The sequence below is a fragment of the Mycolicibacterium peregrinum genome (genome assembly GCF_001665625.1).
Taxonomy (GTDB): Bacteria; Actinomycetota; Actinomycetes; order Mycobacteriales; family Mycobacteriaceae; genus Mycobacterium; species Mycobacterium peregrinum_B.
This window is the reverse complement of record NZ_LZSY01000185.1, coordinates 16,700-40,951: the sequence shown is the minus strand read 5'-3', so window position 1 is coordinate 40,951 and position 24,252 is coordinate 16,700. Positions and strand designations below refer to the sequence as shown.

At 66.0% G+C, this 24,252-nt stretch carries 25 protein-coding genes; 7 read left to right on the top strand and 18 right to left on the bottom strand.

Annotated elements, in window-relative coordinates:
- Positions 1 to 81: 81 nt before the first annotated feature.
- Positions 82 to 1,554 (bottom strand): carboxyl transferase domain-containing protein, encoded by a 1,473-nt coding sequence (locus tag A5779_RS29925; protein ID WP_064887329.1) that lies wholly within the window; start codon positions 1,552 to 1,554, stop codon positions 82 to 84.
- A 26-nt stretch (positions 1,555 to 1,580) separates the two neighbouring features.
- Between A5779_RS29925 and A5779_RS29920 the strand changes: the two genes are divergently transcribed.
- The 5 genes from A5779_RS29920 (at position 1,581) to A5779_RS29900 (ending at position 6,682) form a co-directional block, all read left to right on the top strand.
- Positions 1,581 to 2,315, top strand: a complete 735-nt coding sequence (locus A5779_RS29920) for an enoyl-CoA hydratase (RefSeq protein WP_055117418.1) — start codon at positions 1,581 to 1,583, stop codon at positions 2,313 to 2,315.
- Position 2,316: 1 nt separating this feature from the next.
- A complete protein-coding gene (locus tag A5779_RS29915; RefSeq protein WP_064887328.1) occupies positions 2,317 to 3,432 on the top strand; it encodes an MBL fold metallo-hydrolase in 1,116 nt (371 codons plus the stop codon).
- 66 nt (positions 3,433 to 3,498) lie between these two features.
- Positions 3,499 to 5,991, top strand: coding sequence for a cation-translocating P-type ATPase (locus tag A5779_RS29910; RefSeq protein ID WP_064887327.1), 2,493 nt, complete (start codon positions 3,499 to 3,501; stop codon positions 5,989 to 5,991).
- Between the two features lie 58 nt (positions 5,992 to 6,049).
- Entirely contained in the window at positions 6,050 to 6,229 is a 180-nt protein-coding gene (locus tag A5779_RS29905; RefSeq protein WP_055117413.1) for an antitoxin, read from the top strand.
- Positions 6,230 to 6,232: 3 nt separating this feature from the next.
- Positions 6,233 to 6,682: a type II toxin-antitoxin system Rv0910 family toxin gene (locus A5779_RS29900; RefSeq protein WP_036447721.1), complete on the top strand. Its 450-nt coding sequence runs from the start codon at positions 6,233 to 6,235 to the stop codon at positions 6,680 to 6,682.
- A 40-nt stretch (positions 6,683 to 6,722) separates the two neighbouring features.
- Here the strand turns inward: A5779_RS29900 and A5779_RS29895 are convergent, their stop codons facing one another.
- The 13 genes from A5779_RS29895 to A5779_RS29840 all read right to left on the bottom strand — a co-directional run bounded on the left by A5779_RS29895 (position 6,723) and on the right by A5779_RS29840 (position 17,409).
- A complete protein-coding gene (locus A5779_RS29895) occupies positions 6,723 to 7,292 on the bottom strand; it encodes an isomerase (RefSeq protein WP_064887326.1) in 570 nt (189 codons plus the stop codon).
- Positions 7,289 to 8,506 carry a cytochrome P450 gene (locus A5779_RS29890; protein ID WP_064887325.1) on the bottom strand — a complete coding sequence of 406 codons (1,218 nt, stop codon included), beginning with the start codon at positions 8,504 to 8,506 and terminating at the stop codon, positions 7,289 to 7,291. The genes A5779_RS29895 and A5779_RS29890 overlap by 4 nt, the downstream gene beginning before the upstream one ends.
- On the bottom strand, positions 8,499 to 8,912 hold the full coding sequence (locus tag A5779_RS29885) for a VOC family protein (RefSeq protein ID WP_064887324.1): 414 nt from the start codon (positions 8,910 to 8,912) through the stop codon (positions 8,499 to 8,501). Before A5779_RS29885 ends, A5779_RS29890 begins: the two co-directional genes overlap by 8 nt.
- Positions 8,909 to 9,967 carry an NAD(P)H-dependent amine dehydrogenase family protein gene (locus tag A5779_RS29880; protein ID WP_064887323.1) on the bottom strand — a complete coding sequence of 353 codons (1,059 nt, stop codon included), beginning with the start codon at positions 9,965 to 9,967 and terminating at the stop codon, positions 8,909 to 8,911. The genes A5779_RS29885 and A5779_RS29880 overlap by 4 nt, the downstream gene beginning before the upstream one ends.
- A complete protein-coding gene (locus A5779_RS29875) occupies positions 9,960 to 11,009 on the bottom strand; it encodes an NAD(P)H-dependent amine dehydrogenase family protein (RefSeq protein ID WP_064887322.1) in 1,050 nt (349 codons plus the stop codon). The genes A5779_RS29880 and A5779_RS29875 overlap by 8 nt, the downstream gene beginning before the upstream one ends.
- The gene (locus A5779_RS29870) at positions 11,006 to 12,226 is read right to left on the bottom strand and encodes a cytochrome P450 (RefSeq protein ID WP_064887321.1); all 1,221 of its coding nucleotides are present in this window, start codon (positions 12,224 to 12,226) and stop codon (positions 11,006 to 11,008) included. The genes A5779_RS29875 and A5779_RS29870 overlap by 4 nt, the downstream gene beginning before the upstream one ends.
- A gap of 8 nt (positions 12,227 to 12,234) precedes the next feature.
- Entirely contained in the window at positions 12,235 to 12,663 is a 429-nt protein-coding gene (locus A5779_RS29865; RefSeq protein WP_064887320.1) for a hypothetical protein, read from the bottom strand.
- 32 nt (positions 12,664 to 12,695) lie between these two features.
- Positions 12,696 to 13,397, bottom strand: a complete 702-nt coding sequence (locus tag A5779_RS29860; protein WP_064914346.1) for a hypothetical protein — start codon at positions 13,395 to 13,397, stop codon at positions 12,696 to 12,698.
- Entirely contained in the window at positions 13,394 to 13,525 is a 132-nt protein-coding gene (locus A5779_RS34835) for a hypothetical protein (RefSeq protein WP_269085858.1), read from the bottom strand. Before A5779_RS34835 ends, A5779_RS29860 begins: the two co-directional genes overlap by 4 nt.
- A 15-nt stretch (positions 13,526 to 13,540) precedes the next feature.
- Positions 13,541 to 14,341 (bottom strand): CbbQ/NirQ/NorQ/GpvN family protein, encoded by an 801-nt coding sequence (locus A5779_RS29855; RefSeq protein WP_064887319.1) that lies wholly within the window; start codon positions 14,339 to 14,341, stop codon positions 13,541 to 13,543.
- Positions 14,338 to 15,867: a nitric oxide reductase activation protein NorD gene (locus A5779_RS29850; protein WP_064887335.1), complete on the bottom strand. Its 1,530-nt coding sequence runs from the start codon at positions 15,865 to 15,867 to the stop codon at positions 14,338 to 14,340. Before A5779_RS29850 ends, A5779_RS29855 begins: the two co-directional genes overlap by 4 nt.
- A gap of 151 nt (positions 15,868 to 16,018) precedes the next feature.
- Complete coding sequence (locus A5779_RS29845) at positions 16,019 to 16,621, bottom strand: TetR/AcrR family transcriptional regulator (RefSeq protein ID WP_064887318.1); 603 nt, start codon at positions 16,619 to 16,621, stop codon at positions 16,019 to 16,021.
- 56 nt (positions 16,622 to 16,677) lie between these two features.
- Positions 16,678 to 17,409 carry a hypothetical protein gene (locus A5779_RS29840; protein WP_064887317.1) on the bottom strand — a complete coding sequence of 244 codons (732 nt, stop codon included), beginning with the start codon at positions 17,407 to 17,409 and terminating at the stop codon, positions 16,678 to 16,680.
- Between the two features lie 151 nt (positions 17,410 to 17,560).
- On the opposite strand from A5779_RS29840, the gene A5779_RS29835 reads away from it, so the two are divergent.
- Entirely contained in the window at positions 17,561 to 18,349 is a 789-nt protein-coding gene (locus tag A5779_RS29835; RefSeq protein WP_064887316.1) for an SDR family NAD(P)-dependent oxidoreductase, read from the top strand.
- An 18-nt stretch (positions 18,350 to 18,367) separates the two neighbouring features.
- Positions 18,368 to 19,441, top strand: coding sequence for an NAD(P)H-dependent amine dehydrogenase family protein (locus A5779_RS29830; RefSeq protein ID WP_064887315.1), 1,074 nt, complete (start codon positions 18,368 to 18,370; stop codon positions 19,439 to 19,441).
- A 12-nt stretch (positions 19,442 to 19,453) separates the two neighbouring features.
- Here A5779_RS29830 and A5779_RS29825 read toward each other — a convergent pair whose 3' ends face one another.
- Genes A5779_RS29825 through A5779_RS29810 form a run of 4 tightly spaced genes read right to left on the bottom strand, consistent with a single transcriptional unit; the run spans position 19,454 to position 24,235 of the window.
- Positions 19,454 to 20,446, bottom strand: coding sequence for an LLM class flavin-dependent oxidoreductase (locus A5779_RS29825; RefSeq protein WP_082941907.1), 993 nt, complete (start codon positions 20,444 to 20,446; stop codon positions 19,454 to 19,456).
- Positions 20,443 to 21,912: an AMP-binding protein gene (locus A5779_RS29820; RefSeq protein WP_064887314.1), complete on the bottom strand. Its 1,470-nt coding sequence runs from the start codon at positions 21,910 to 21,912 to the stop codon at positions 20,443 to 20,445. Before A5779_RS29820 ends, A5779_RS29825 begins: the two co-directional genes overlap by 4 nt.
- A complete protein-coding gene (locus A5779_RS29815; protein WP_064887313.1) occupies positions 21,909 to 22,676 on the bottom strand; it encodes an SDR family NAD(P)-dependent oxidoreductase in 768 nt (255 codons plus the stop codon). Before A5779_RS29815 ends, A5779_RS29820 begins: the two co-directional genes overlap by 4 nt.
- Positions 22,676 to 24,235 (bottom strand): AMP-binding protein, encoded by a 1,560-nt coding sequence (locus tag A5779_RS29810; RefSeq protein ID WP_064887312.1) that lies wholly within the window; start codon positions 24,233 to 24,235, stop codon positions 22,676 to 22,678. Before A5779_RS29810 ends, A5779_RS29815 begins: the two co-directional genes overlap by 1 nt.
- Positions 24,236 to 24,252 lie beyond the last annotated feature (17 nt).

The window sequence follows — 24,252 nt, the reverse complement described above, 5'->3', positions numbered from 1 at the left end:
CCCGAGAGCAACGCTATGGTCGTGAATCCTCGAGCCGAGCGACCACAGCGTTGATCTGGGCGGTGCCGGAATCGGAGAAGCTCAGGCCAACCCGATGCGCCGGTAGCGGTCCATCCGAGTCTGCAGTCGCTGCTCGCCGGGCACCGCACGCAACTGGGAAAGCTCGCTGCCGATCGCGGTCGACAGTCGCTGGGTGAAGGCCCGCGGCTCGTCTGCGGCGTCGGGATGCTCGGGCACGATCACATCGACGATGCCGGCCCGCAGCAGGTCTGTCGACCGAACCCCTTGTGCGGCAGCAAGTTCGGCGGCATGAGCGGTATCGCGGAAGACGATCGCGCTGGCCCCCTCGGGCGGCAGGGGCGCGAGCCAGCCGTTGGCCGCGGCCAGCACCCGGTCGGCGGGCACCATCGCCAGGGCGGGCCCGCCGCTGCCCTGGCCCATCAGCACCGACACCGTCGGGGTGTCCAGCGTGACCAATTCGGCCAGGCAGCGGGCGATCTCGCCGGCCAGCCCGCCCTGCTCGGCCTCGATCGACAGGGCTGGGCCCGGGGTGTCGATCACCAGGACCAGCGGCAGCTGCAGTCCGGCCGCCAAGGCCATGCCCCGGCGGGCCTCACGCAGCGCGCCGGGTCCGACCAGCCCACCCTCGCTACGGCGCTGGCCGAGCACCACCGCGGGCTGCCCACCGAAGCGGGCCAGGGCCAGCAGCATCGTCGCGGCCTCGCCGCGTTCGGTCCCGGAGAGCAGCACCCGGTCCGTCGCTCCGTGCCGCAACAGGTACCCCACTCCTGGGCGGTCGGGCCGCCGCGAGGCCAGCACCGACTCCCAGGCGGGCACGTCGGGCAGTGGTTCAGGGGCCGTGGGCGCAGGCGGCGGGACAGGGGTGTCCACGACCACCCGCAGCGTGCGGTCCAGGGTGTCGCGTAGCAGTGCGAGGGGCACCACCCCGTCGATCACGCCGTGGGCGTGCAGATTCTCGGCGGTCTGCACGCCGGACGGGAACGGTTCGCCGTACAGGTGCTCGTACACCCTGGGCCCGAGGAAACCGATCAGCGCGCCGGGCTCGGCGGCGGTGACGTGCCCGAGTGAACCCCAGGAGGCGAACACCCCGCCGGTTGTGGGATGCCGCAGGTAGACGAGGTAGGGCAGGTGAGCCTGCTTGTGCAGTTCGACGGCGGCGGCGATCTTGACCATCTGCAGAAAAGCCACGGTGCCTTCCTGCATCCGGGTCCCGCCGGAGCTCGGGGAAGCCAGGATCGGCAGCCGCTCGGCTGTGGCTCTCGTCACCGCGGCGGTGATCCGCTCGGCGGCGGCGACCCCGATCGATCCGGCCAGGAAATCGAACTCGCAGGCCACCACGGCCACCCGGCGGCCGAAAATGGTGCCCTCGCCGGTCAGCACGGATTCGTCGAGCCCGGTCTTCGCCGACGCCTCGGCCAGTTCGCGCTGGTAATCCTCGGAACGCGCGACGTCCAGGGGCGGGGCGTCCCAGCTGCGGAACGAGCCTTCGTCGAGCACTGCATCACGAAGCGCGCGGGCGCCGATCCGACTCACGCGCCCAGCGTATATAGGCTGGCCGCATGATTGGTGTGACCAGAGACGGCAGTGTCCTGACCCTGGAACTGCAACGCGAGGAGCGGCGCAACGCGCTGAACTGCGAGCTTGTCGACAGCTTGCGGGAAGCGGTCGAGCATGCCGCTGAGCAGGACATCCGGGCCATCGTGCTGACCGGCGCGGGCCCGGTGTTCAGCTCGGGCGCGGACCTGACCGACGCCGCGGGCATGGCCGAGAAGCTCCCCGACAAGGCCCTGGCGCTGAACCTGGCGATCGACAAGGCACCGGTTCCGGTCATCGGTGCGATCAACGGCCCGGCGATCGGTGCGGGCGTCATCTTGTCGATGATCTGCGATCTGCGGGTCGTCGCCCCCGAGGCCTACTTCCAGTTCCCGGTCGCGAAGTACGGCCTGGCCTTGGACAACTGGAGCATCCGGCGACTGACCTCGCTGGTGGGTTACGGTCGGGCACGCGGCATGCTGCTCGGCGCCGAAAGGCTCACCGCGGAGACCGCGCTGCAGACCGGCATGGCCAACCGCATCGGCACGCTGGCCGACGCCCAGAAGTGGGCCGCCGAGCTCGCCGGGTTCGCCCCGCTGGCGCTGCAGCACGCCAAGCGGGTGCTCAACGACGACGGCGCCTACGAGGAGTCGTGGCCCGCCCACAAGGAGCTGTTCGACAAGGCGTGGGGCAGTCAGGACGTCATCGAAGCCCAGGTGGCCCGGATCGAGAAGCGGCCGCCGAACTTCACCGGGGCCTGACATGCTGGGCGCTGCGCTTCGGTTGGGTGTCAGGTCGGCTTCACTGCTCGCCGGCGGGTGGTTGGTGCGTGCGCTGAACGGCACCTACGCGTCGGTGGGGGCACTGCCCCGCGACATCCGCCCGGTGGCGCAGCGGTCCCTGCAGTACGCCGACGGTGTGTTCGTCAACATCGAGCCGGCCTCTCCCGGCGTCACCATGAGCCGGGAAGAGTGGCGCATGCTGCTCAGCGAGATGCTCAGCTCGCGTTCGGCCAGCCGGCCGCCGGGGCCGATCCCGCTCGCCGAACCCACCGAAAACGACGGCGGAGAAGCCGCGTCGTGCGCGGTGTCCTGGTTTGGCCATTCCACCGCGCTGGTGGAGATCGACGGGTACCGGGTGCTGACCGATCCCGTGTGGAGCCGTCGCTGTTCGCCGTCGCGCGTGGTGGGCCCGCAGCGGCTGCATGAGCCGCCGCTGCCGCTGGAAGCTCTGCCGGCCGTGGACGCCGTGGTGATCAGCCACGATCACTACGACCATCTCGATATCGAGACGGTCCTGGGGTTGGTCCGGACCCAGCGGGCGCCGTTCGTGGTGCCGCTGGGTATCGGGGCGCATCTGCGCAAATGGCGGATACCCGAAGAGCGGATCATCGAGCTGGACTGGAACGAGAGCCACCGGATCGGCGAGCTGACCCTGGTGTGCACGCCGGCCCGGCACTTCTCCGGGCGTCTGTTCCAGCGCAACACCACGCTGTGGGCGTCGTGGGCCTTCGTCGGGCCGCAGCACCGGGCTTTCTTCGGCGGAGACACCGGCTACACCAAGAGCTTCGCCGAGATCGGTTCGGAATACGGGCCTTTCGATCTGACCCTGCTTCCGGTCGGGGCGTATCACCCGAGTTGGCCCGACATCCACATGAATCCAGAGGAGGCGGTGCGCGCCCATCTGGACGTCGCCGATTCCGGGTTGTTGGTGCCGGTCCACTGGGCGACGTTCCGGCTGGCGCCGCACCCGTGGGCCGAGCCGGTGCGCCGATTGCTGACTGCGGCCGATCCGGCCGGGGTGCAGATCGCGGTGCCGCGCCCGGGGCAGCGGGTGGACGCCGCGTCCGCGGCACTCGACCCGTGGTGGGAGTTCTGACCGGTTTCCGGTGGCAAACTGACGGCTTGAGCTCCACGACACCGACGGGACGAGGACTTTTCGCGGATGACGACGATCAATGTCACTGGTCTCACCGATGCCGAGGTGGCCCAGCGGGTAGCCGAGGGTAAGAGCAACGACGTCCCGACGCGTGCGGCGCGCAGCATCTCCGAGATCATCCGCGGCAACGTGTTCACCCGGATCAACGCGATCCTGGGTGTGCTGTTTCTGATCGTGCTGTCCACCGGTTCGTTGATCAACGGGGCGTTCGGCCTGCTGATCATCGCCAACAGCGCCATCGGCATCATCCAGGAGATCCGGGCCAAGCAGACCCTGGACAAGCTGGCCATCGTCGGACAGGCCAAGCCCACGGTGCGGAGAGAATCCGGTAGCCGCGCGGTGCTGCCCGCCGAGGTCGTGCTCGACGACATCATCGAACTCGGCCCGGGCGATCAGATCGTGGTGGACGGCGAGATCATCGAGGATTCCAACCTTGAGGTCGACGAGTCGCTGTTGACCGGCGAGGCCGATCCGATCGTCAAAGCCGTGGGTGATGCGGTGATGTCGGGCAGTTTCGTGGTCGCCGGTTCCGGCGCCTACCGCGCCACCAAGGTCGGGCACGAGGCGTACGCCGCCAAGCTCGCCGAGGAGGCCTCCAAGTTCACGCTGGTGAAATCCGAACTGCGCAACGGCATCAACAAGATCCTGCAGTTCATCACCTACCTGCTGGTGCCCGCCGGCCTGCTCACCATCTACACCCAGCTGTTCACCACCGACCCTCGGGTCCTGGACTCGCTCAAGCGGACCTACCACGACATCGTCGCCAACGAGGGCGGCTGGCGAGAGTCGCTGGCAATCATCGTGAGTCAGGTCTTCACCACCGATGCGGTGTGGCATGAACCGGTGTTGCGCATGGTGGGAGCCTTGGTGCCGATGGTGCCCGAGGGCCTGGTGCTGATGACGTCGATCGCATTCGCGGTCGGGGTGGTGCGGTTGGGCCGACGCCAGTGCCTGGTCAACGAGCTTCCGGCGATCGAAGGTCTGGCCCGCGTCGACGTGGTGTGCGCGGACAAGACCGGTACGTTGACCGAAAACGGTATGCGGGTCAGCGATCTGAAGCACTGCCACGGGGATCGCGAGAATACCGTCACGGAGGCGTTGGCACAGTTGGCTGCCGATGACGCCCGGCCCAATGCGAGCATGCTGGCCATCGCCGAGGCTTTCGCGACGCCGCCGGGATGGAAGGCCACCGCGACGGCCCCGTTCAAGTCCGCCACCAAATGGAGCGGTGCGTCCTACGGCGAGTACGGCAACTGGGTGATCGGCGCCCCGGATGTGTTGTTGGACTCCAGCTCACCGGTGGCCGAGGAAGCCGAGCAGATCGGGGCCCAGGGGCTGCGGGTGCTGCTGGTCGGGTCGTCCGACCTGGCGGTCGACGCGCCGCAGGCCCCGGGCACGGTCACCCCGGTCGCATTGGTGGTGCTGGAGCAGCGGATCCGTCCCGATGCCGCTGACACCATCGAATACTTCGCTTCCCAGCATGTTTCGGTCAAGGTGATCTCCGGGGACAACGCGGTGTCGGTGGGTGCGGTGGCGGGCAAGCTCGGACTGCACGGCGAGACGATGGATGCCCGGCAGTTGCCTCACGAACCTGAGCAGTTGGCCGAAACCCTGGACGAATACACGACGTTCGGCCGAGTGCGTCCGGATCAGAAGCGGGCCATGGTGCACGCCCTGCAGTCACGCGGACACACGGTGGCGATGACCGGTGACGGCGTCAACGACGTGCTGGCCCTCAAGGATGCCGACATCGGCGTCGCGATGGGCTCGGGCAGTTCGGCGTCGCGTGCGGTGGCGCAGATCGTGTTGCTGGACAACAAGTTCGCCACGCTGCCCTATGTGGTCGGTGAGGGCCGGCGGGTGATCGGCAACATCGAACGCGTCTCGAATCTGTTCCTCACCAAGACCGTGTACTCGGTGTTGTTGGCGATCCTGGTTGCGCTGGCCGGATTGTCGTCCAAGTTGTTCGGCACCGACCCGCTGTTGTTCCCGTTCCAACCGATCCACGTGACCATCGCGGCCTGGTTCACCATCGGTATCCCGGCGTTCGTCCTGTCGCTGGCCCCGAACACCGAGCGCGCCCACACGGGTTTCGTGCGGCGGGTGATGACGGCCGCACTGCCCTCCGGCCTGGTGGTCGGCACCGTAACTTTCATCTCCTACCTGGTGGCGTATCAGGGCCGGGATGCCGATCTGACGGAGCAGACGCAGGCCTCGACGGCGGCGCTGATCACGTTGCTGGTGTCCTCACTGTGGGTGCTGTCGGTGGTGGCCCGCCCCTATGAGTGGTGGCGCGTGGCCCTGGTCGCGTTTTCCGGGTTGGCATACGTGCTGATTTTTTGTTTGCCGTTGGCTCAACGCCTGTTCATGCTTGATCCGTCGAACCTCAAGGTCACCGCGGTTGCGCTGGGCATCGGCCTGGTCGGAGCATCGCTGGTGGAGGTGCTCTGGTGGGTTCAGGGGAGGGTCCTGGGGGAGAAGCGCCGGTTGTGGAGATAGCTGGCTGCGGGGAGAATGGCCAGCGTTCAGTCGAGAATCGAGAAGATAGGGTGGGCTGATGGGATTCCTGGACAAGGCCAAGAGCCTGTTGTCGCAGAACGCTGACAAGGTGGAGCAGGTCATCGACAAGGCCGGCGACATCGTCGACGAGAAGACGCAGGGCAAGTACAGCCAGCATGTCGACAAGGCGCAAGAAGCGGCGAAGAACGCCCTCAACAAGGAAGAACCGCAGCAGTAAGTTATGGCCAAATTGTCTGTCTCCGTCGATGTTCCGTTGCCGCCGGAGAAGGCGTGGGAGTACGCCTCAGATCTGTCCCGTTACGACGAGTGGCTCAGCATCCACCGGGCGTGGCGTTCGAAGCTGCCCGAAACCCTGGAAAAGGGCACGGTCATCGACTCGATCGTCGAGGTCAAGGGCATGTTGAACCGCGTGAAGTGGACGCTGGTGAACTACAAGCCGCCGCAGTCCCTGACCCTCAACGGCGATGGCCGTGGCGGGGTAAAGGTCAAGCTGATCGGAAAGATCACGCCGGCCCAGGTGGATGGCGGAGAGGGCGCGAAAGTGTCGTTCGACGTACATCTCGGTGGGCCCGCCCTGTTCGGGCCGATCGGCATGGTGGTCGCCGCCGCGCTCAAGGGCGATATCCAGCAGTCGCTGAACAAGTTCAAGGCGCTCTACGCGTCGTCGTAGTTTCTCGCAAACAGCCCCTGCTTGCGGGGGCTGTTCGGCGTCAGCGGCGAAATCGCCGGCTGACCAGCTTGCTGAACTCGGCCGTCGAACGCCGTACGGATTCGAACTCCAGAGACACCAGCAGCGTGTCGACCATCGCGAAGGGCAGCGTGGTCACGACTGCGCCGCGGCCATATTCGAGGTGCCACGACCCGGGGTGGATGGTCAGGCCGCGGGCATGCCCGCGCTCCAGACAGGTGCGCTCGCCGGGGAGCAGCGTCGGCAACGGCACCATGTCGTCGGAATCGAGGTCGTAAGAGTCGATCTGTCCGGCGAGCAGGAACTTGTGGATGTCGACGTGCTTGTAGCGTCCGGAGAAGCCCTGTGTCCCAGTGGGGGAACCGAAAAGCACGAGATACTCACGGCGGCTGAAGTACAGGAACCTGACCTTGCCGAGGATTCCGCCGGCCTTGCTGCCCACCCACCGTCCCGGTCCGGTGTCGATCAGGTCGGGATACTCGGCGGCGAGCCGTTCGATTGCGTGTGCGAGTAGCCCGCCGTCTTCCAGCGGCAGGCCGACGACCTGCTTGGCCACGGTGTGCAGCACATCCGGGTCAATCTTGTACGTCATCGGTCGAACTCCAGCGGCAGGCTGGTCGGGCCGCTCAGGCCGAGCAGTGGCTTCCAGGGAACCGGTCCGGCCACGCGAGGGTTCGGAAGCCGGCGAGACAGGATCGTGAGTGCCTCGGACAGCTCGAGCCGGGCCAGGTTGGCGCCCAGGCAGTAATGCACGCCGCCACCGAAGGTCAGGATCGGCGGCGGGCCCTCGCGGGTGATGTCGAAGCGGGTCGGGTCGTCGTAGACGGACTGATCACGGTTGGCCGCATAGGTGTTCACGATGATGAATGTCCCTGCGGGAAAACTGTAGTCGCCGATCTCGGCGTCATCGGCGACGCTGCGCACGGTGCTGCACATCGACGGCGAATGCCGCATGGTTTCCTCGACGGCGCGCATGGCCAGGTCGGGCTGCTCCCGCAGCAGCGCCCACTGGTCGGGGTGATCGCAGAGCACCTGCATCGAAGCCGCCAGTTGGCTGCGGGTGGTGTCGGTTCCGGCGATCAGGATGGAGAACGCCAGCATTCGTAGTTCGGCGGCGTCCAGCCGGTCGCCGCCGTCTTCGATCCGGATCAGGTCGGACAGCAGATCATCGGTCAGGTGGCGACGCCGGTGGGCGATCATGTGGTCGATGTAATCGTCGAACTCGCCCCACGCCTTCAATACGACGGGCTCCTCCTGCGCGAGATCGCAGTCGAAGCTGACGATTTTGAAGATGTCCTCGGCCCAGCGGGAGAATTGCTGCCAGTCCTCGCGTGGTGCGCCGAAAAGGGCGCAGATGATCGGAATCGGATACGGCCGCGCGACGTCTGCCACGAACTCGCACCGGCCGGAGTCCTGAATACTGTCGATCAATTCGTTGACGACACTGTGGATCGCGTCGTGCATGCGCGCGGTGGCACGTGGGGTGAAAGCCCGGGCGACCAGGCTGCGCAACCGGCGGTGTTCCTCGCCCTCCATGTTCAGGATGCTGCGGGTCACCCTGTCCCACAACGGACCTGACGTGATGCCATGGGCAGACAGGTGTATGCCCTGGGGGATCCCGAACCGCGGATCGCGCAGTACGGCACGCGCCATCTCGTAGGACAGCACTTCGGGCCCGATCGGTCCCAGTGCGATCGGCGCGACTTCCTGAGCCTCCCGGAACTGCGAATAGATCTGCTGCGGGGTGTCGGTGACGGAGTAGTCGAGGGTCGGCAGACCCGCGTCGAAAACGCTCGGCTTACACATTGGTGGACAGGAATGTCAGGGGCAGTCCCAGGGCGGACAGGTCGATCTCGTCGAGGTAGGAGCCGTCACCGGAGAATCCCTGACGGAACCGCGTCACCGACCCGTACCGCTGTGTCACGGCCTCAGCCGCCCCGGCGTCGGGCACACGGACCACCACGGTGTAGACACCGTCGCCGTGGCGGTCGAGGAAGTCGTTGACAGAGGCCGCCACCGATGCGGTCGAGCCGGGCAACGGGCTGATCAGCTCGACGCCGCGGTCCCAGTCCAGGTGCACATGGACGCCGAGGTCGGTGAGTTCGGCCGCGTTGAAGGTGAATCCGAGGTCGGTGAACATCTGCACCATGTCGGCTGTCCGCTCCGCGGCGACCGCGAACACGACGTGGTGCAGTGCCGGTTGGGAGGTCATCGGCGGACGAGCCCTCGGGGCCGGATGAGCCCGAGGTCGAGGTGGTTGTGCCAGCCGGGCGGGGCATCGCAGACATCGGGGATCGCGTTGATGGCGCCCATGGCCGTCCAGTCGTAGCCGGGATGGGTCATTGTGCCGTCGGCCCGCCGGACACCTTTGAGGGTCAGCTCGGTGGGCGGGTCGCCCTCGATCACGATCTCGTACCGGGTCTCGCCCCAATCCCATGCCGGTTCGAGCTTGTCGGGGCCTGCGGTCACATAGATCGCGTGGAAGACGATCAGTGGTTTCCCGCCCACCCACGCGGTCCATTCGTGGCGCTGCGCGGCGACGGTGCCTTTCGGGATCGCGCCCTCGTCGTGGGGGATTTCCGCGGCAGCGGTCGCGACTTCGACCTCGGCCGCGGTCACCTCGTCGATGGTCACGCCGAGTCCGTCGGCGATCATGTGCATCGATTGGGCGAAGAACGGCAGGCCGAGACCCAGAATCGTTGGCTCCGCGAGGAATTTGTCCTTGTCTTTGCCGAATCCCATCCAGTCGATGTGGTCCATCGGGGCGTCCTTCAGTACGTCGACGACCTCGTACACATGGATGGTGTCGATCCTGCTCATCACGCGGGCCAGGGTGAGCGGCAGGATGTCCCCGGCGTAACCGGGATGGATACCGCCACCGTGGAACGACGTCCCGCCGTCGGCGCAGGCCGCCCGGATCTGTTCGGCGGGCTTGCTGAAATCCGGTGAGGGATGAAAGAACCCGCTCGTGGTCACCACGTTCTTGCCGGACCGTAGCAGCCGGCACACGGTGTCGACGTCCATGATGATCGGCGTGTAGAAGACGCAGTCGGCGTCCAGCGCGACGATGGCGTCGACGTCGTCGGTGGCGGTCACACCGATCGGTGCGATACCCGCGATCACGCCGGCATCTTTGCCCACCTTGTCTTCGCTGTGCACCAGGACTCCGACGAGGTCGAACACGGGGCTCTCGGCAAAGTGTCGCACGCCGGCCCGGCCGACGTCGCCGGTCATCCACTGGATGATCCGGTAGGTCTTGTCAGACATTGAGCACACCTCGGGGCAGTAGTAGGGGCAGGTCGTTGTAGGTGGCGATGCCCGGGGGTGCGGCCACCACCGTGGGGATCGCGGTGATTGCGGGCATGGCGGTGATCGTCAGCCCGAGCATGATGAAGTCCTCGATGGTTTCGGCTACGAAGTCCGGGGGAGGTTCAAAGCTCAAGGTGCTCTTGATCGTCGGCCTGCCCTCCACAGTGACGGTGTAACCGAACGTGGTCGACCAGGCCGGTTCCAGCGACTGGCCTTTGGTCCACACGCCGCGGATCTCGATCACATCCCGCCCGCCGACCGTGCCTATCCACCGGACGTCGATGCCGGCGACGCAGCCGGCGGCGATGGTCCAGTCGCCGGGCAGATCCAGGTCTTCGGTGGTCTGGGCATAGCTGGGGTCGCACCGGATACCGTCGAGTTCGACGCCGAGAGCGACGGCAACCAGCTGGACCGCTTCCCGGAAGATGCCCGATCCCTTTTCGGTGATCGCCTGTAGATCAGGGTGGTCGATGGGATAACCGAAGCCCATCGGGATCTCGGTGGCCGGCGAGTTGTAGATCGTGGTGTCGAACGACTCCAGGATGGAGATCCGGTCGACGCGATCAGAGATGCCTGCGGTGACCACGGCGAACAACTGGATGAAGCCCGGGTTGATGCCGCTGCCGAAAATGGTTGAGCCGCCTCGTTCACAGGCGTCGATGACACGATCGCGACCCTCGCCCAGGCCGTGCCCGTTGATGAACTCGGACGTGGTGACGACGTTGATGCCGGCGCCGAGAATGCGGACCAGTACGTCGACGTCGGCGAACATCGGGTTGTAGACGACGCAATCCGGCTGCAGGGCCAGCAGCGCGTCGGCGTCGTCGGTGGCTGCCACGCCCAGCGGTTCGATGCCGCAGAGCTCGCCGACGTCCTTGCCCACCTTGTCGGGTGCCCAGGCGTAGCAGCCGACGAGCTCGAGTTCGGCATTCGCGACGATGGCGTGGACCGACTTGCGGCCGACGTTGCCTGTCGTCCACTGCACGACCCGGTAGGTCATGTGGTGGTCCGGCCGCCGGGCGTGAAAGTTACCGGGACCGAGCGGAATCCGCGGGTCACGGAGTTGCCGTGAAACTTCGCCTGCTCTCCCGCTGCGAGCGTGAAATCGGGCATCCGGGACAGCACCCGCTCCAGGCCCACCTGGAATTCCAGCCGAGCCAGGTTGGACCCGAGGCAGCGGTGCACGCCGGCCCCGAAACCGAGATGCCGGTTCTCGCGGCGGTCGAGGATGCACCGGCCCGCGTCGGGAAACTCCTGTTCGTCGCGGTTGGCGGCGGCGTAGTTGACGATGACCGACTCGCCCGGCGAGAACGTGCAGCCGTTCAGTTCCACCTCTTTGGCCACGGTGCGGGGGATGCCGTGGATCGACCCGGCGAACCGGATGAACTCCTCGACGGCACGGGCGAGGAGTTCGGGATCGCCGATCAGGCGGTCCCGCTCGGCCGGGTTGGTGGCGAGGTAGTGATAGGCGAAAGACATTGCGCTGGCGGTGGTCTCGAGACCGGCCTGGACCAGGAGCATGGCGTTGGACACGACATCGCCGAATGACAGTTTTTCTCCGTCGATCTCGGCGGACAGCAGGACATCGATCATGTCGTCACGCGGCGGCTGGTCCATACGAGCGGTCACGGCGTCGTGCAGGTGCTGGTACAGCCCGCCCCAGGCGCTCGTCCGGTCCTGCTCGGTGGCGCCGTTGAGCGCGGTGTCGGTCAACTCGACGCACAGCGGGACGTCTTCGATCGGCATGCCGAGCAGATACTTGAAGAACACGATTCCGGGCTGGCGCCAGGCGATCTGAGCGAGGTCACCGGATCCGCTCTCGATGAGATCGTCGATGAGCCGGTCGGTCTCGGTGCCGATCTCGGGTCGCAACGCCTTCATCCGCGCCGGCGAGAAGTACGGGTTCAGGACCTTGCGGAACTTCTGCTGCCGCGGTGGGTCGAGGGTGATCACCAGATCACCGGCGAGCTGCTCGGCGCCCTCGGGCGTCGGGTTGCTGGAGAAGTGCTCCCAGTCCTGCAGAATCTGGACACATTCCGCGTAGCGCACCGCCACCCACGCGCCGGCCGGCGTCGCGCTGAGAAACGGCTTGTCGGTGCGCGCGAACGGCGATTGGCGTCGCATCACCGAGTAGACGTCGTAAAGAAAGTCGTTGTCGTTGAAATCCTGGTGGCGCAGGTCCCAGTTCTCGGCGTGGCGTTCGAGTGACTCCGGCACGGTGGCTCCTAGCGGCTCTGCTGCTGTTGCTGGGCTGACTCACGTGCTTCTCGTTCTTCGTGGATCCGCACCAGCTCACGGAACCCGATCCGGTGGTACTTGGGTACCGGCTGGATGCCCCACTCGTCCTGCGCGGTGTCCTTGCCTTCGGCGCCCTCGGGTGGGCCGAATGCCGGGTACGGGACCTTGCATTCGAGGGTGTCGTCGGAATAGCGAACCTTGAGCAGTTCACTGCAGATCTGGGTGAGGCTCAAGGTGGGGTAGCCGTAGTAGACCGCCATGAACGGCAGGGTGAAGGCGCCCTCGAGGACGAGGGCGACCAGGCACACCAGCACCGCGCGCTTGATCCACTTGTGCATGCGCGCGTAGTAGGGCGTGGTGCCGGGAGGGAGATCCTCGGGCTTCTGGTCTTCGGTGGCTTCAGGTGTGGTTGTCACAGTGTCTCTCCTAAGTGCCGCATGAATTATGTTCAGTCGGAGAAGATTTCGCGGTTCACCGTGTGCAGGTACGGGATCGCGAGGAACGGGGTGATGTAGAAGATGTCGTAGAGCCACCACCCGATCACCGGGAACACGACGCCTGCGTAGCGGACGTCGGCATACATCGTCATGTTGAACACGTACAGGCACCAGATCAGCACGCCCATCCAGCAGGTGATGATCATCCACTGGTGGCCCCAGCGCTTCATTTGCAGAAAGCCGATCGCGGCGGCGCACCGCATCGCGAAAACGGTGAGGATCATGCCGAACACCATGGACTTCTCGCCCGGCCCGGCGGCGCCGCCCATCCACAGTTCGTTGTAGTGCCAGAAATATCCGGCGTCGAACATGGCGCCCCAGCCGACCATCAGCACCCGGTTGATCAGCGTGTGGTTGGCGACCAGGTCGAGGGCCCAGCCGAGGCTGTTGAGCATGCCGTCGATCAGCACGAGATAGCCGATGAGCGTGACGATCATCGGCCGGACGGAATACCCCGCGCGCAGTGCCTGGCGCTGCAACCACACACCGCGCATGAAGATGGGGAAGCCGATGAGCCCGGGTGCCCACATGCCCATCAGCGCGGCACCGACGATCATCCACTTGTCGGCCCGCCGCTGCGCCAGGCGGGACTGTTCGTGATGCTCTTCGAGGTTGAGGGAACCCTCTGCCGGGACGGATGCCGTCACCTTCACAGGTCCCACCAGCCTCGGGTGAACGACATGTAGAGCTGAATTCCGAACATCATCAACAGGTATCCGTAGATGACGATCTGCAGGACGATGAGGGCTTTCTTGCGGTTGCGTTCCTTCTGATCCACCATGGTGGCGATTCCTTCCTAGGCGCTTGGGCTGTCGGCGTCGGCTCCGGAGAGGCACGCGGACGCGACCTCCCGCAGCCCTTCGGTGATGGCGCCGTCGCTGGACAGCGGGGCGAGGACACAGGCCTCTGCGGCTTCGAGTTCCGTTGCACCGGCGGCGATCAGGTGTGCCGCCGTGACCAGTACCCGAGTCGACGGCGGTTCGAAGTGGAATGCCTCGTCCGCGGTACGGATCGCGGTGGCACACCGGACCAGCCGCTGTGCGGTGGGCAGTCCGACGCCGGCTTCGGTAACGATCACCTCGGCCTCGCGTTCGGGCGGCAGGTACCGCATCGGCAGTGTGACGAAACGCTGCCGGAAGGAGGGTTTGAGCTCCTTGAGCGAGCTGCGGTAGGCAGGGTTGTAGGAGCACACCAACATGAAAGCCTCTGGCGCATGAACGACTTCGCCCGCACGATCCAGGTAGAGCGTGCGCCTGTGGTCGGTGAGCGAGTGCAGCACGGCCAACGAGTCGTGGCGCGCCTCGACCACCTCGTCGAGGTAGCAGATCGCTCCGGCCTTGACCGCCCGCGTGAGGGGCCCGTCGGTCCAGACCACGTCACCGCCGGTGACCATGAACCGGCCGACGAGGTCGGAGCTGGTCAGGTCGTCGTGGCAGCTGATGGTGACGACCGGACGGCTGAGTAGTAGTCCCATGTGCTCGACGAGGCGAGTCTTGCCGCATCCTGTCGGACCGGTGAGCATCACCGGCAGGCGCTGGCGGCAGGCCTGCTCGAACAGCTGAACCTCGTTGGCATTGGCGTAATACGTGTCGGTCATGCAGATACCAGCTCCCGGTGGACGTGGGCGAGGACTCGGGGTAGTTCTTCGATTCGTCGGATGCGTTGGGACCGTTTGGGTCCGAATACCTCCGGCAGGGGATCGACGCGGACGGGGCCGACGCCGACGTAGTACATGGAGACGCCGGCGTCGTTGGCTTCCTCCACGGCGTGGGCGGCATCGGCCCACGCGTAGCGGCCCTCGTAGCCCTCGTCCGAGATCAGGCCGTCGCCGATGACGATGAGCAACCTTCGCTCAGAAGGCTGCGCGAGCAGGCGGCCGGTCATATGGCGCAGCGGCGCACCGAGTCTGGTGTAGCCACCGGTGGACAGGCCCAGGCTGCCGGGCGGTACGAAACGGCGGTCCGCGAAGTCCTTGAGGCAGCTGACTTCCACGCGATGGCGGGTGTTCCCGGTGAACGTGAATATGCCGTGGCGTTCCCGGGCCGAGGTCATCGCGCGGGACAGGGCGTCGGCGCAGGCGAGCTCGAGTTTGAAGATCCTGCCCCCGTGCACGCCCAGCGAGGAGCTGCCGTCGAGGAGGAGCGCGGTTGTCACGTCGCGGCTGGCGGGCAGCAGTTCACGGAAGAGGCGCGGTTCGACCGCCTCGCCGGTCGTCAGGTCGATGAAATGGTTGACGTACTGGTCGACGTCGAGGTCCGAGCCGTCTTCCAGCCGGCTCTTCATGGCCCGATGGGTGTTCTGCTCGAACCACTTCCGCACATCGACGGCGACTGCGCCCGCGTGCTGGTCGCGTCCGGAACGTGCCTGCTCGAGAACCGCGACGTGGTCCGGCATGAAGCTCTTCGTCCACGCGTTCCATTCCGGGTAGGGGATTCCCGGCCGGTGGTCGGGGGTGATGTCGAGGTCGTTGTCCTGAGGCCGGCTGGGTGGGGGAAGGTTGGAGTTGCGGACCCCTCCGTCCCCGCCGGCGGGGACGGAGTGTGGTGCCGGTGAACGCTTCTGGTTGGTGGTCCACGGCAGCCGTCCGAACGTGCGGCGCAGCTTGTCGGACAGCCCCTGCGGCAGGGTGTATGCCCGCGGCAGGCTGCCGAGCAGTGGGTCGATGGAGAGCTGCTGTGAGGTACGCGCAAGGGCGATGGCCCGATTCAGCATCTCCTCGGCGTCCATGTCCGCGCTGGTCGGTTCCAGGTGCGGCAGTGCTGCGCGCAGGTCAGCCAGCAGTCCGGGCCAGTTCTCGGCGACCCAGCCCAGCGCGACGCCGGCCTCGACGAGGGTGAGCGCGGCCAGTTCGCGGGTCGAGAGCTCGTTGAGTCGGTAGTCGAGGATGCGCTCTTTGGACGGTGAGCACTGCAGTGCCACACCGCAGGTCAGCGTTCGGCGGGTCCAGTCACGATGCGGGGGATAGGGCACGTGCACGACATCGAGTAGGGAACTCAGACCGAAGCCGCGGTGCTGTCCGCTGACCAGGCGCGCGCCGGTGCGGCGCTGGTCGCTCAACGCCACGGCGGTGACGGCGCAACTGCGCTCGGTGGCCATGGCGTGGGCCTCGTCGAGTTCGGGCATCTGCTGCGTCACGCCTTCAGAAGGTGCCGATGTTGGAGAACATCCAGTACCAGAACCAGATGATCAAGCCGGTGCCGCCCCAGGCGGCCACGTAGCGGAGTATCTCCCAGATCCAACCGGCCACGTCAGTTCTCCTCGCAGAAGGGATGATTCATCGGACCTCCAGTCCTCGTAGTGCGGTGATGACCAAGTTGGCCAGCATCGCGTCGCGGTGCTGGCTGTTGGCGGTGGTGGTCAGGACGCCGTAGATCCCCAGCAGGAAGAATGCGGCGCTGTAGAAGGCGTCGACCTCGGGATGCACCTCGCCGTCGCCGCGGGCACGCTCGATCTCGCGGACGAGCAGAACGATCATCGGGTGGTCGCTCCATTCGTCCTTGGTCGGACGCGTCGGCGAGAAGTGCAGCGCAAGTAGTTCTTTGAACAGAAGCGGTCCGAATCGTTGCTCCAGGCTGCCCACCAGACGGACGAGCTCGGTCAACGCCGTCGCGAGATCATGCGTGTTCTCCAGAAAGCCGGCGAATTCGGCTGCCATGCGCGTCTCTTCACGCCGCTCCAGTTCGAGCAGAACGTGTTCCTTGCTGGGGAAGTGAAAGAAAAAGGTGCCGTGGGCGACGCCCGCGGCACTGACGATCGCGCCGACGTCCGCCCCGGCCATGCCTGACGCCTGGAACTCGGCGACGGCCGCGCCGAGTATCCGTTCCCGCGTTTGCAGTCGGCGCAACTCGCGCGCCGACTGCTTGGTCTGTGGCGTCATGTTGCGCTCATTTCTAACTCACTTACTGATTGCAGTCAATGAGTTAAGTCATTGGGCTAGTCGGAGAAGATCTCGCGATTGACCGAATGCAGGTACGGGATCGCGAGGAACGGAGTGATGTAGAAGATGTCGTAAAGCCACCACCCGACGACCGGCAGTACGACGCCGGCGAACCGGACATCGGCGAACATCGTCATGTTGAACACGTAGAGGCACCAGATGACGATCCCCATCCAGCAGGTGATGATCATCCATTGGTGACCCCACCTCTTCATCTGGAGGAAGCCGATACCCGCAGCGATCCGCATGGTGAAAACCGTGAGGATCATGCCGACTTCCATCGCCTTCTCGCCGGGTCCCGCGGCCCCGCCGATCCACAGCTCGTTGTAGTGCCAGAAGTAGCCGGCGTCGAACATTGCGCCCCAGCCGTTCAACAGGATTCGGGCGAGAATGGTGTGGTTGGCGGCGACGTCGAGGGCCCAGCCGACGGTGTTGATGGCGGCGTCGATGATGACCAGATAACCGATCAGTGTGACCAGCATCGGCCGGACCGACAATCCGTCGCGCTGAGCTTTGCGAAGCAGCCAGACGCCTCTGAGGAACAGCGGCAGGCCGAAGATGCCGAGGGCTGCGGAGCCGATCAGCAGGCTGCCGGAGATGAGCCATTTGTCGGCCTGGCGCTGCGCACGCTGGGAGGCCTCCAGGTGTTCGTCGAGCCCGCTGGCCGACGGGCGCGCCACGTCGTCCGCACTGCCGCCACGCTTCAGATTGAACGTTGGCAAGTTCATGCAGACTGACTATAGTCAATAAACATGGGCAGTCAAACGCCTGCCCGCCCTCTCGCCGAAATCGCATTCCAGCCGGAGCCCACTCGAATTTTCACTGCTGGAATGCCATTTCGGCGGAGCTGGTTGGCAGCACCTCGACGGGGAGACGCGCATGGCAATGGAGCAGTTCGGCCTGGAAGGTCAGGTCGCGATCGTGACCGGCGCCGGAAAGGGCGTCGGGCAAGGTATCGCGCGAGTGCTGGCAGAGGCCGGCGCCACCGTAGTAGGCACGGCTAGAACGGAATCCGACATCGTCGAGACCATCGCCGGCATCGAAGCCGCGGGCGGTAAGGGCATGGCGGTGGTCGCCGACGCGATGAGCCGGCCCGACGGGGAGCGAGTGGTGGGCACGGCTATGGAGCGGTTCGGCCGCATCGACATCCTTATCAACAACGTCGGCGGATCCACCTATGCGCGGTTCCTCGACATCACCGACGAGGACTTCAGGCACACCTTCGACTGGTGTGTCACTTCGGCGTTCATCATGAGTCAGCTTGTCGCGCCACACATGATCGCGGCCGGACACGGCTCGATCGTCAACATTTCTTCGGGGTCGGCCCGGTTCGGCATCCGTGCCTTGACCGCCTACTGCACGGCAAAAGGCGGTCTTGAGGCGCTCACCCGTGCGATGGCGCAGGAGTTGGCGCCCAAGATCCGGGTGAACGCGATCGCGCTGGGGTCGTTCGCGACCGACGGTTTACAAGGAAGCCTTGACTTGTTACCCGGGTCGTTGGAGAAGATGAAGGAGGCGACGCCGTTGCATCGCCTCGGCGATGTGGAGGACCTCGGAAGGTTGTGCGTGTATCTGTCCACGCGCGACTGCTACGCGACGAACGCCATCTTCCACGTTGACGGCGGTATCGACTCGAACAACTCGCCGCTGCCGATCCCCGACTACTGAGCAGGAACAGGATTGACGATGCGCAGAGTGGTCCAATTCTCGACCGGGAACGTCGGCAGGCATTCGCTGGCCGCGATCATCGGCAGGCCGGATCTCAAGTTGGTGGGTGTTCATGCCTCCGGCCCGGACAAGATCGGCCGCGATGCTGCCGAATTGTGTGGAATCGCCGAGCCGACGGGTGTCATCGCGACCGACGACATCGACGCGCTCATCGCGCTCGGGCCTGATTGCGTGGTCTACACAGCCTTGGGTGAGACCAGGCCGATGGAGGCGATCGAGCAGATGTCGCGGTTCCTGGCGGCGGGGATCAACGTCGTCGGAACCTCCATGGTGTGGCTGGTGACACCGCGCCAGGCCGACGACTGGTTGCGGGTGCCGCTTGAGGAGGCATGTTCGGCGGGGAACTCCTCGCTGTATGTCAACGGCATCGACCCCGGGTATTCCGGGGACACCGCGGTGTACGCGGCGCTCAGCCTGGTCACGCGTGCCGAGTCGGTGACAGTCAAGGAGATCTTCGACTACGGCAACTACGACGACTACGAATACACCGGCACCGCCATGGGTTTCGGCACCACCCCCGACGACGACCTGCCGATGGCATTCCAGCCGGGGGTGATCACGGCGATGTTCGGCGGCCTGGTGCGCAACCTCGCCGAACGGCTGGGGGTGGAGCTCGACGAGGTCGGTCAGCGTTTCGAGCCGTGGTACAGCCCCGACCGTATCGAGTGCACGATGATGACCGTCGAGCCAGGACAACTGGCCGGAGTGCGGTTCGCCGCCGAAGGGGTGCGCGGCGGCGTTCCCATCATCACGATCGAGCACACCACCCGGCTGACCCCGGCGGCCGCGCCGGATTGGGAGTATCCGCCGGAAGGTCAGTCCGGGGTGCACAAGGTGATCGTGGAGGGCGAGCCGCGTATCGAGGTGAGCACTGAGCTGTCCCATCCGACGCTCGACGTGACCGACGCCGGATGTGTGTCCACCGCGGCACGGGTGGTCAACGCGATCGACTGGGTGTGTGACGCTCCGGCGGGATTGATTGCCGCCGAGGACATCCCACCGACCGCGCTGATCCGCGGGCTGATGTGGTGATCCTGTGACGAGTCAGCGAGTCAGGGCTTCCATGAATCCGCGCATCTCCCGCCGGACATCGGGTCCCGCAGGGGTGTAGATGATTTCGCTGTAGCCGAAGCTGAAGATGCGCGACACCTTCTGGCTGACTTCGGCCGGGGTGCCGACCAGGGACTGAACGTTGATGTTCGACTTTGCGCCGATGTGCTCGAGCAGTGGCCGGTCTCGCTCCATGAGATGGGTGACGTGGCCTTCGTCGGTCACCAGGTGACGTTCGTCCGGTGCGGCAAGCCGTTCGACAGTTTCGCGCCATTGTCGGCCGCCGGGCAGCCGGTCAACCGCATCGGCGCCTCCGGTGGCGTAGGCGTTGTGCCACTCGGCAACGCGCCACGGACCGACAGCCTGACGGACACGATCACAGTCCGGCGCCTCGCCGGGGGCCAGGACGGTTCCCGAAATCAGGGTCGCAGTGGGGAGCCGCGGATGCGGCAGACCGATGATCCCGTCGGCCACGGACTCGGCCATCTCGGCCCCTCGCGGACCGAACACACTGAGCCAGACCGGGGCCGCCACCGGTCTGGCCGCCGTCAAGCCATCGGCATGCAACATGCGTGCCGCGGCGCCATCAATGAGCGTTGTTCCGCCCGAGAGCAATTCGCGGATGATAAGAACATAGTCGCGGAGGGCCTTGAGCGTCCATGGTCGCTGGCCGAGTGTCCGCCGTGCGGTTGCGCCGGTGCCGAAACACGGCCGGAACCGGTCGTCTGACAGGCGTGCGATGGTGGCGATGGCCGATGCCATCGCCATCTCGGAGCGTTGTGCCGGGATCAGAACGGCGCTGGCCAAGCCGATGCGCGTGGTGCGCTGTGCAGCCAGACCGAGGTGCACGAACGGATCCTCCCACAGTGCCGCCGAGTCGAAGATCCATACCCGCGCGTACCCGAGTTGTTCGGCGTAGACCGCCAAGTCGGCAAAATCCGGTCCCGGTGGTAGACCGCACGACAACTCCTCGACGGTTGCGGTCACGCCAGCCGCTCCCGCAGCTCGCGCTTGAGCACCTTGCCGTAGCTGTTCTTCGGTAGCGCGTCGATGAACTCGTAACGCTTGGGCCGCTTGAAGCGGGCGATCCGCTCCAGCAGATGCGCGTCGAGCCCTGCGGCATCGACCTCACCCACCACGAACGCCACGACCACCTCACCCCATTCGGGGTCGGGAGCCCCGACGACCCCGGCCTCGACCACGTCGGGATGCTCCAGCAGCGCCTCTTCCACCTCGCGGGGATAGATGTTGCTGCCTCCGCTGATCACCACGTCCTTGGACCGGTCGCGCAGGGTGAGGTAGCCGCGGTTGTCGAACGATCCCATGTCGCCGGTGTGCAGCCAGCCGTCTTTGAGGGTCGCCGCGGTGGCCGTCGGGTTGTTCCAGTAGCCCGACATGACGACGTCGCCGCGGCAGACGATCTCGCCGATCTCGTCGACGCCCGCCGGTTTCCCGGACTCGGTGAGCACGGCGACCTCCACCCCGGAGCGGGGATAGCCGACCGAGCCCAGCGTCGCATCATCGGCGTCGATGTGGTCGCGACGCCGCAATCCGGTGATCGTCATCGGCGCCTCGCCCTGACCGTAGAGTTGGACAAAGATCGCGCCGTAGGCGGCCAGCGCCTTCTTGAGGCTGTCGACGTACATCGGGCCGCCGCCGTAGACCACGGTTTTCAGGTTCTCGGGGCGGGGCCTGCCCGTCTGGATCAGGCGCTGCACCATGGTCGGAGCGAGAAAGGCGCTGCTGCCGGGATGGTGACCGCACAGGTCCAGGAACTCGTCAGGTTCGAACGCAGCGGATGCCGGTATCACCTGACGGGCGCCGCGCAGCACGTACGGCGGGATGTACAGGCCGGAACCGTGGGACATCGGGGCGCCGTGGATCAGGCTGCAGTTCTCGTCCGGATCATCGAAATCAGCCAGGTGCGCCAGTGTCATCGCCATCAGATTGCGGTGGGACAGCATGGCGCCCTTGGACTTTCCGGTGGTGCCGCTGGTGTAGAACAGCCAGGCCAGAGCCGCGGGATCGGTCGACGGCGGGTCCGCGGGCTCGGCATCGAACCGGGCCGCATAGGTCTGGTCACCGATGGTTTCGACGGGCGCCCCGGTCACCGATGCCAGCCCCTCGGCGACCTTGGCCGACGCGAACACCTGCACGGCACCGGAATCGTCGAGGATGTCGGCCATCTCACGAGGATGAAGCTTGTAGTTGATCGGCACGAACACGCATTCGGCCGCCCAGATCGCGAACATCAGCTCGATGATCTCGGGCCGGTTCTCACTGGCGACGGCGATGCGTGTACCGCGATCACCGAGGGCCTTCAATGTGGTGGCCAGTCGCAGTACCCGGTCGCGCAACTGTGCCCAGGTGTGGACTTGGCGTTCCCCCAGGAACACCGCGCCGTCGTCGCCGAACCGGTCGGCGGCCTGATCGAGGACCACGAAAGTGTTCACTCTGCAACCCACTTGGCGTTCAGCGCGAAATCGGAAAGATACTTCGTCGAGCTCCAGCCGCCGTCGACGACGATGGTCTGACCGTTGATGAAGCTGCCCCCGTCGGAGCACAGGAAAGCGACGGTGGACGCGATGTCTTCGACCCGGCCCAGTCGGGTGTGTGGAGTCATCTCGGTCTGCATCTTGCGGAAGCCGGGATCGTTGAGGCGTTGTTCGACCATCGGCGTCACCGTCACCCCCGGGGCCACCGCATTGCAGCGGATGCCCTGGGCCCCGTACTGGCAGGCGATATGGGTGGTCAGCGCCGTCAGTCCGCCCTTGGCCGCCGAATACGCCCCGCCGCGGAGGCCGCCGACAACGGCGAACGTCGAAGTGATGTTGATGATGGCCGAACCAGGACCCAGGTGCGGGATGACGTCGCGGGCCAATCGAAATGGTGCGCGCAGCATGATGCCCAGGAAGTGGTCGAGGGTTTCGTCATCGGTCTCGTGCAGGGGCTTGGGGCTGCCGACTCCGGCGTTGTTGATCAGAAAGTCGATGCGGCCCCAGCGGGATAGTGCGGCCTCGACGATCAGTTGTGGGGCGTCATCGGCAGTCAGGTCGACGGCCAGCGTCGCGATCCGATCCGGGGCGACCCGTTCGAGTTCGGCCAGCCGGTCCTCGTCGCGGCCGGTGCCGAGCACCGCCATGCCTGCCTCGGCAAGCGCGGTGGCACAGCCGAATCCGATGCCACTGCTGGCTCCGGTGACGATCGCAACCTGCATTAGTCGTGCCCCTTCAGCGTCGCTCGGATCTGATGCTTCAACACTTTGCCCGCGTCGTTCTTCGGCAGTTCATCCCAGATCTCGACCCGCTCGGGTGTCTTGAACCGGGCCAGCCCGTGTTCGGCCAGCACCCGGCCCACGTCGGCCACGTCGGGGCGTTGGCCGTCGGCGGTCACCAGCACCGCGCAGGCACGTTCGCCGGTGCGTTCATCGGGCAGGCCGACGACGGCTGCCTCGGTGATGCCGAGTTCACCGACCAGGATGTCCTCGACTTCCTTGGGGGAGATGTTCTCGCCGTTGCGGATGATGAGGTCTTTGGCCCGTCCGGTCACCTGCAGATAGTCGCCGTCCACCCAGCGGCCGAGGTCCCCGGTGCGGAAAAAGCCGTTCTCGTCGAAGGATTCGATCTCGTCCTCGGGGTGCAGGTAGCCCCGCAGCATCTGGGGGCCACGGGCCCTGATCTCGCCGGAGACGAGCCGGACCTCGGCGATCCCTGGGCGGCCGTCGGTCTCGGCGGCGTGCTCGACGCCTCCCGGGGCCAGTGAGCCGATGGTGGTAACCGGGACCTCGGTCGAGCCGTACACGCGGCTTACCACGGCCCGGTCGAAGTAGTCCGACGCCCGCCGGATCAGTGACGGCGGTACCGAGGCGCCGCCGCAGATGAACACCTTGAGGTCGGGAAGCCGGGTGCCGGCGTGTTCGGCGGCGGCCAGCAGTTGTTCCAGAAACGGTGTGGCCCCGGCCATGTGAGTGCACCGATGTTCGGTCATCAGCGCCACACCGTCATCGGCGTTCCAGCGGTGCATCAGTACGGCGGTGCTGCTCAGCAGCAGCGGGCACTCGAAGGCGTAGATGGAGCCGCCGATGTGCGCGATGGGGGAGGGCACCAGAAAGGTGTCACCGGGGTCGATCATCCAGTGCCCGCGAAGCTGCATGATCAACGCGTTGATCGAGTTATGACTGTGCAGTACGCCTTTGGGCCGACCTGTGGTTCCCGAGGTGTACATGATCATGCGGATGTCATCGGGGTCGAGCGCGGGAAGTTCGCGTTCCGGAGCGGTCGGCAACGCGTCGAATGCGCGGTGCGGCCCCGGATCTCCGCGCAGCACCACCACCTCCGGTGGCCTGTCCATCTGGCTGCACACCCGGGTCAGCATTGCCGCGTAGTCGTGTTTGCCGAACTGGGCGGGGATGAAGATCGCCCGGCTCTGCGCGTCGTCGAGGATGAAGCACAGTTCCCGGTCGCGTAGTGACGGCAGGATCGGGTTCACCACCATGCCCGCCAGCGTGGCGCCGAGGTAGATGGCCGCGGCCTCGTGCCAGTTGGGCAGCATGAACGACACCACGCTGCCGGCCGGCATCCACGCGGCCAGCTGCAGCGCCAGAGCCCTTGCCCGGTCATGCAATTCGCGGGCCGTCAGGGTGATGTCACCGTCGACCAGCAGCACCCGGTCGGGGTTGTCACGCGCCGCGTCGGCCAGGGCGTCGACCAGGGTGGTGGACACCCACAGCCCGCGGTCGTAGGCGTCGGCCGCGCGCGCTTGGTCTCTGTGGCCCACAGCGGTCCTTCGCACCG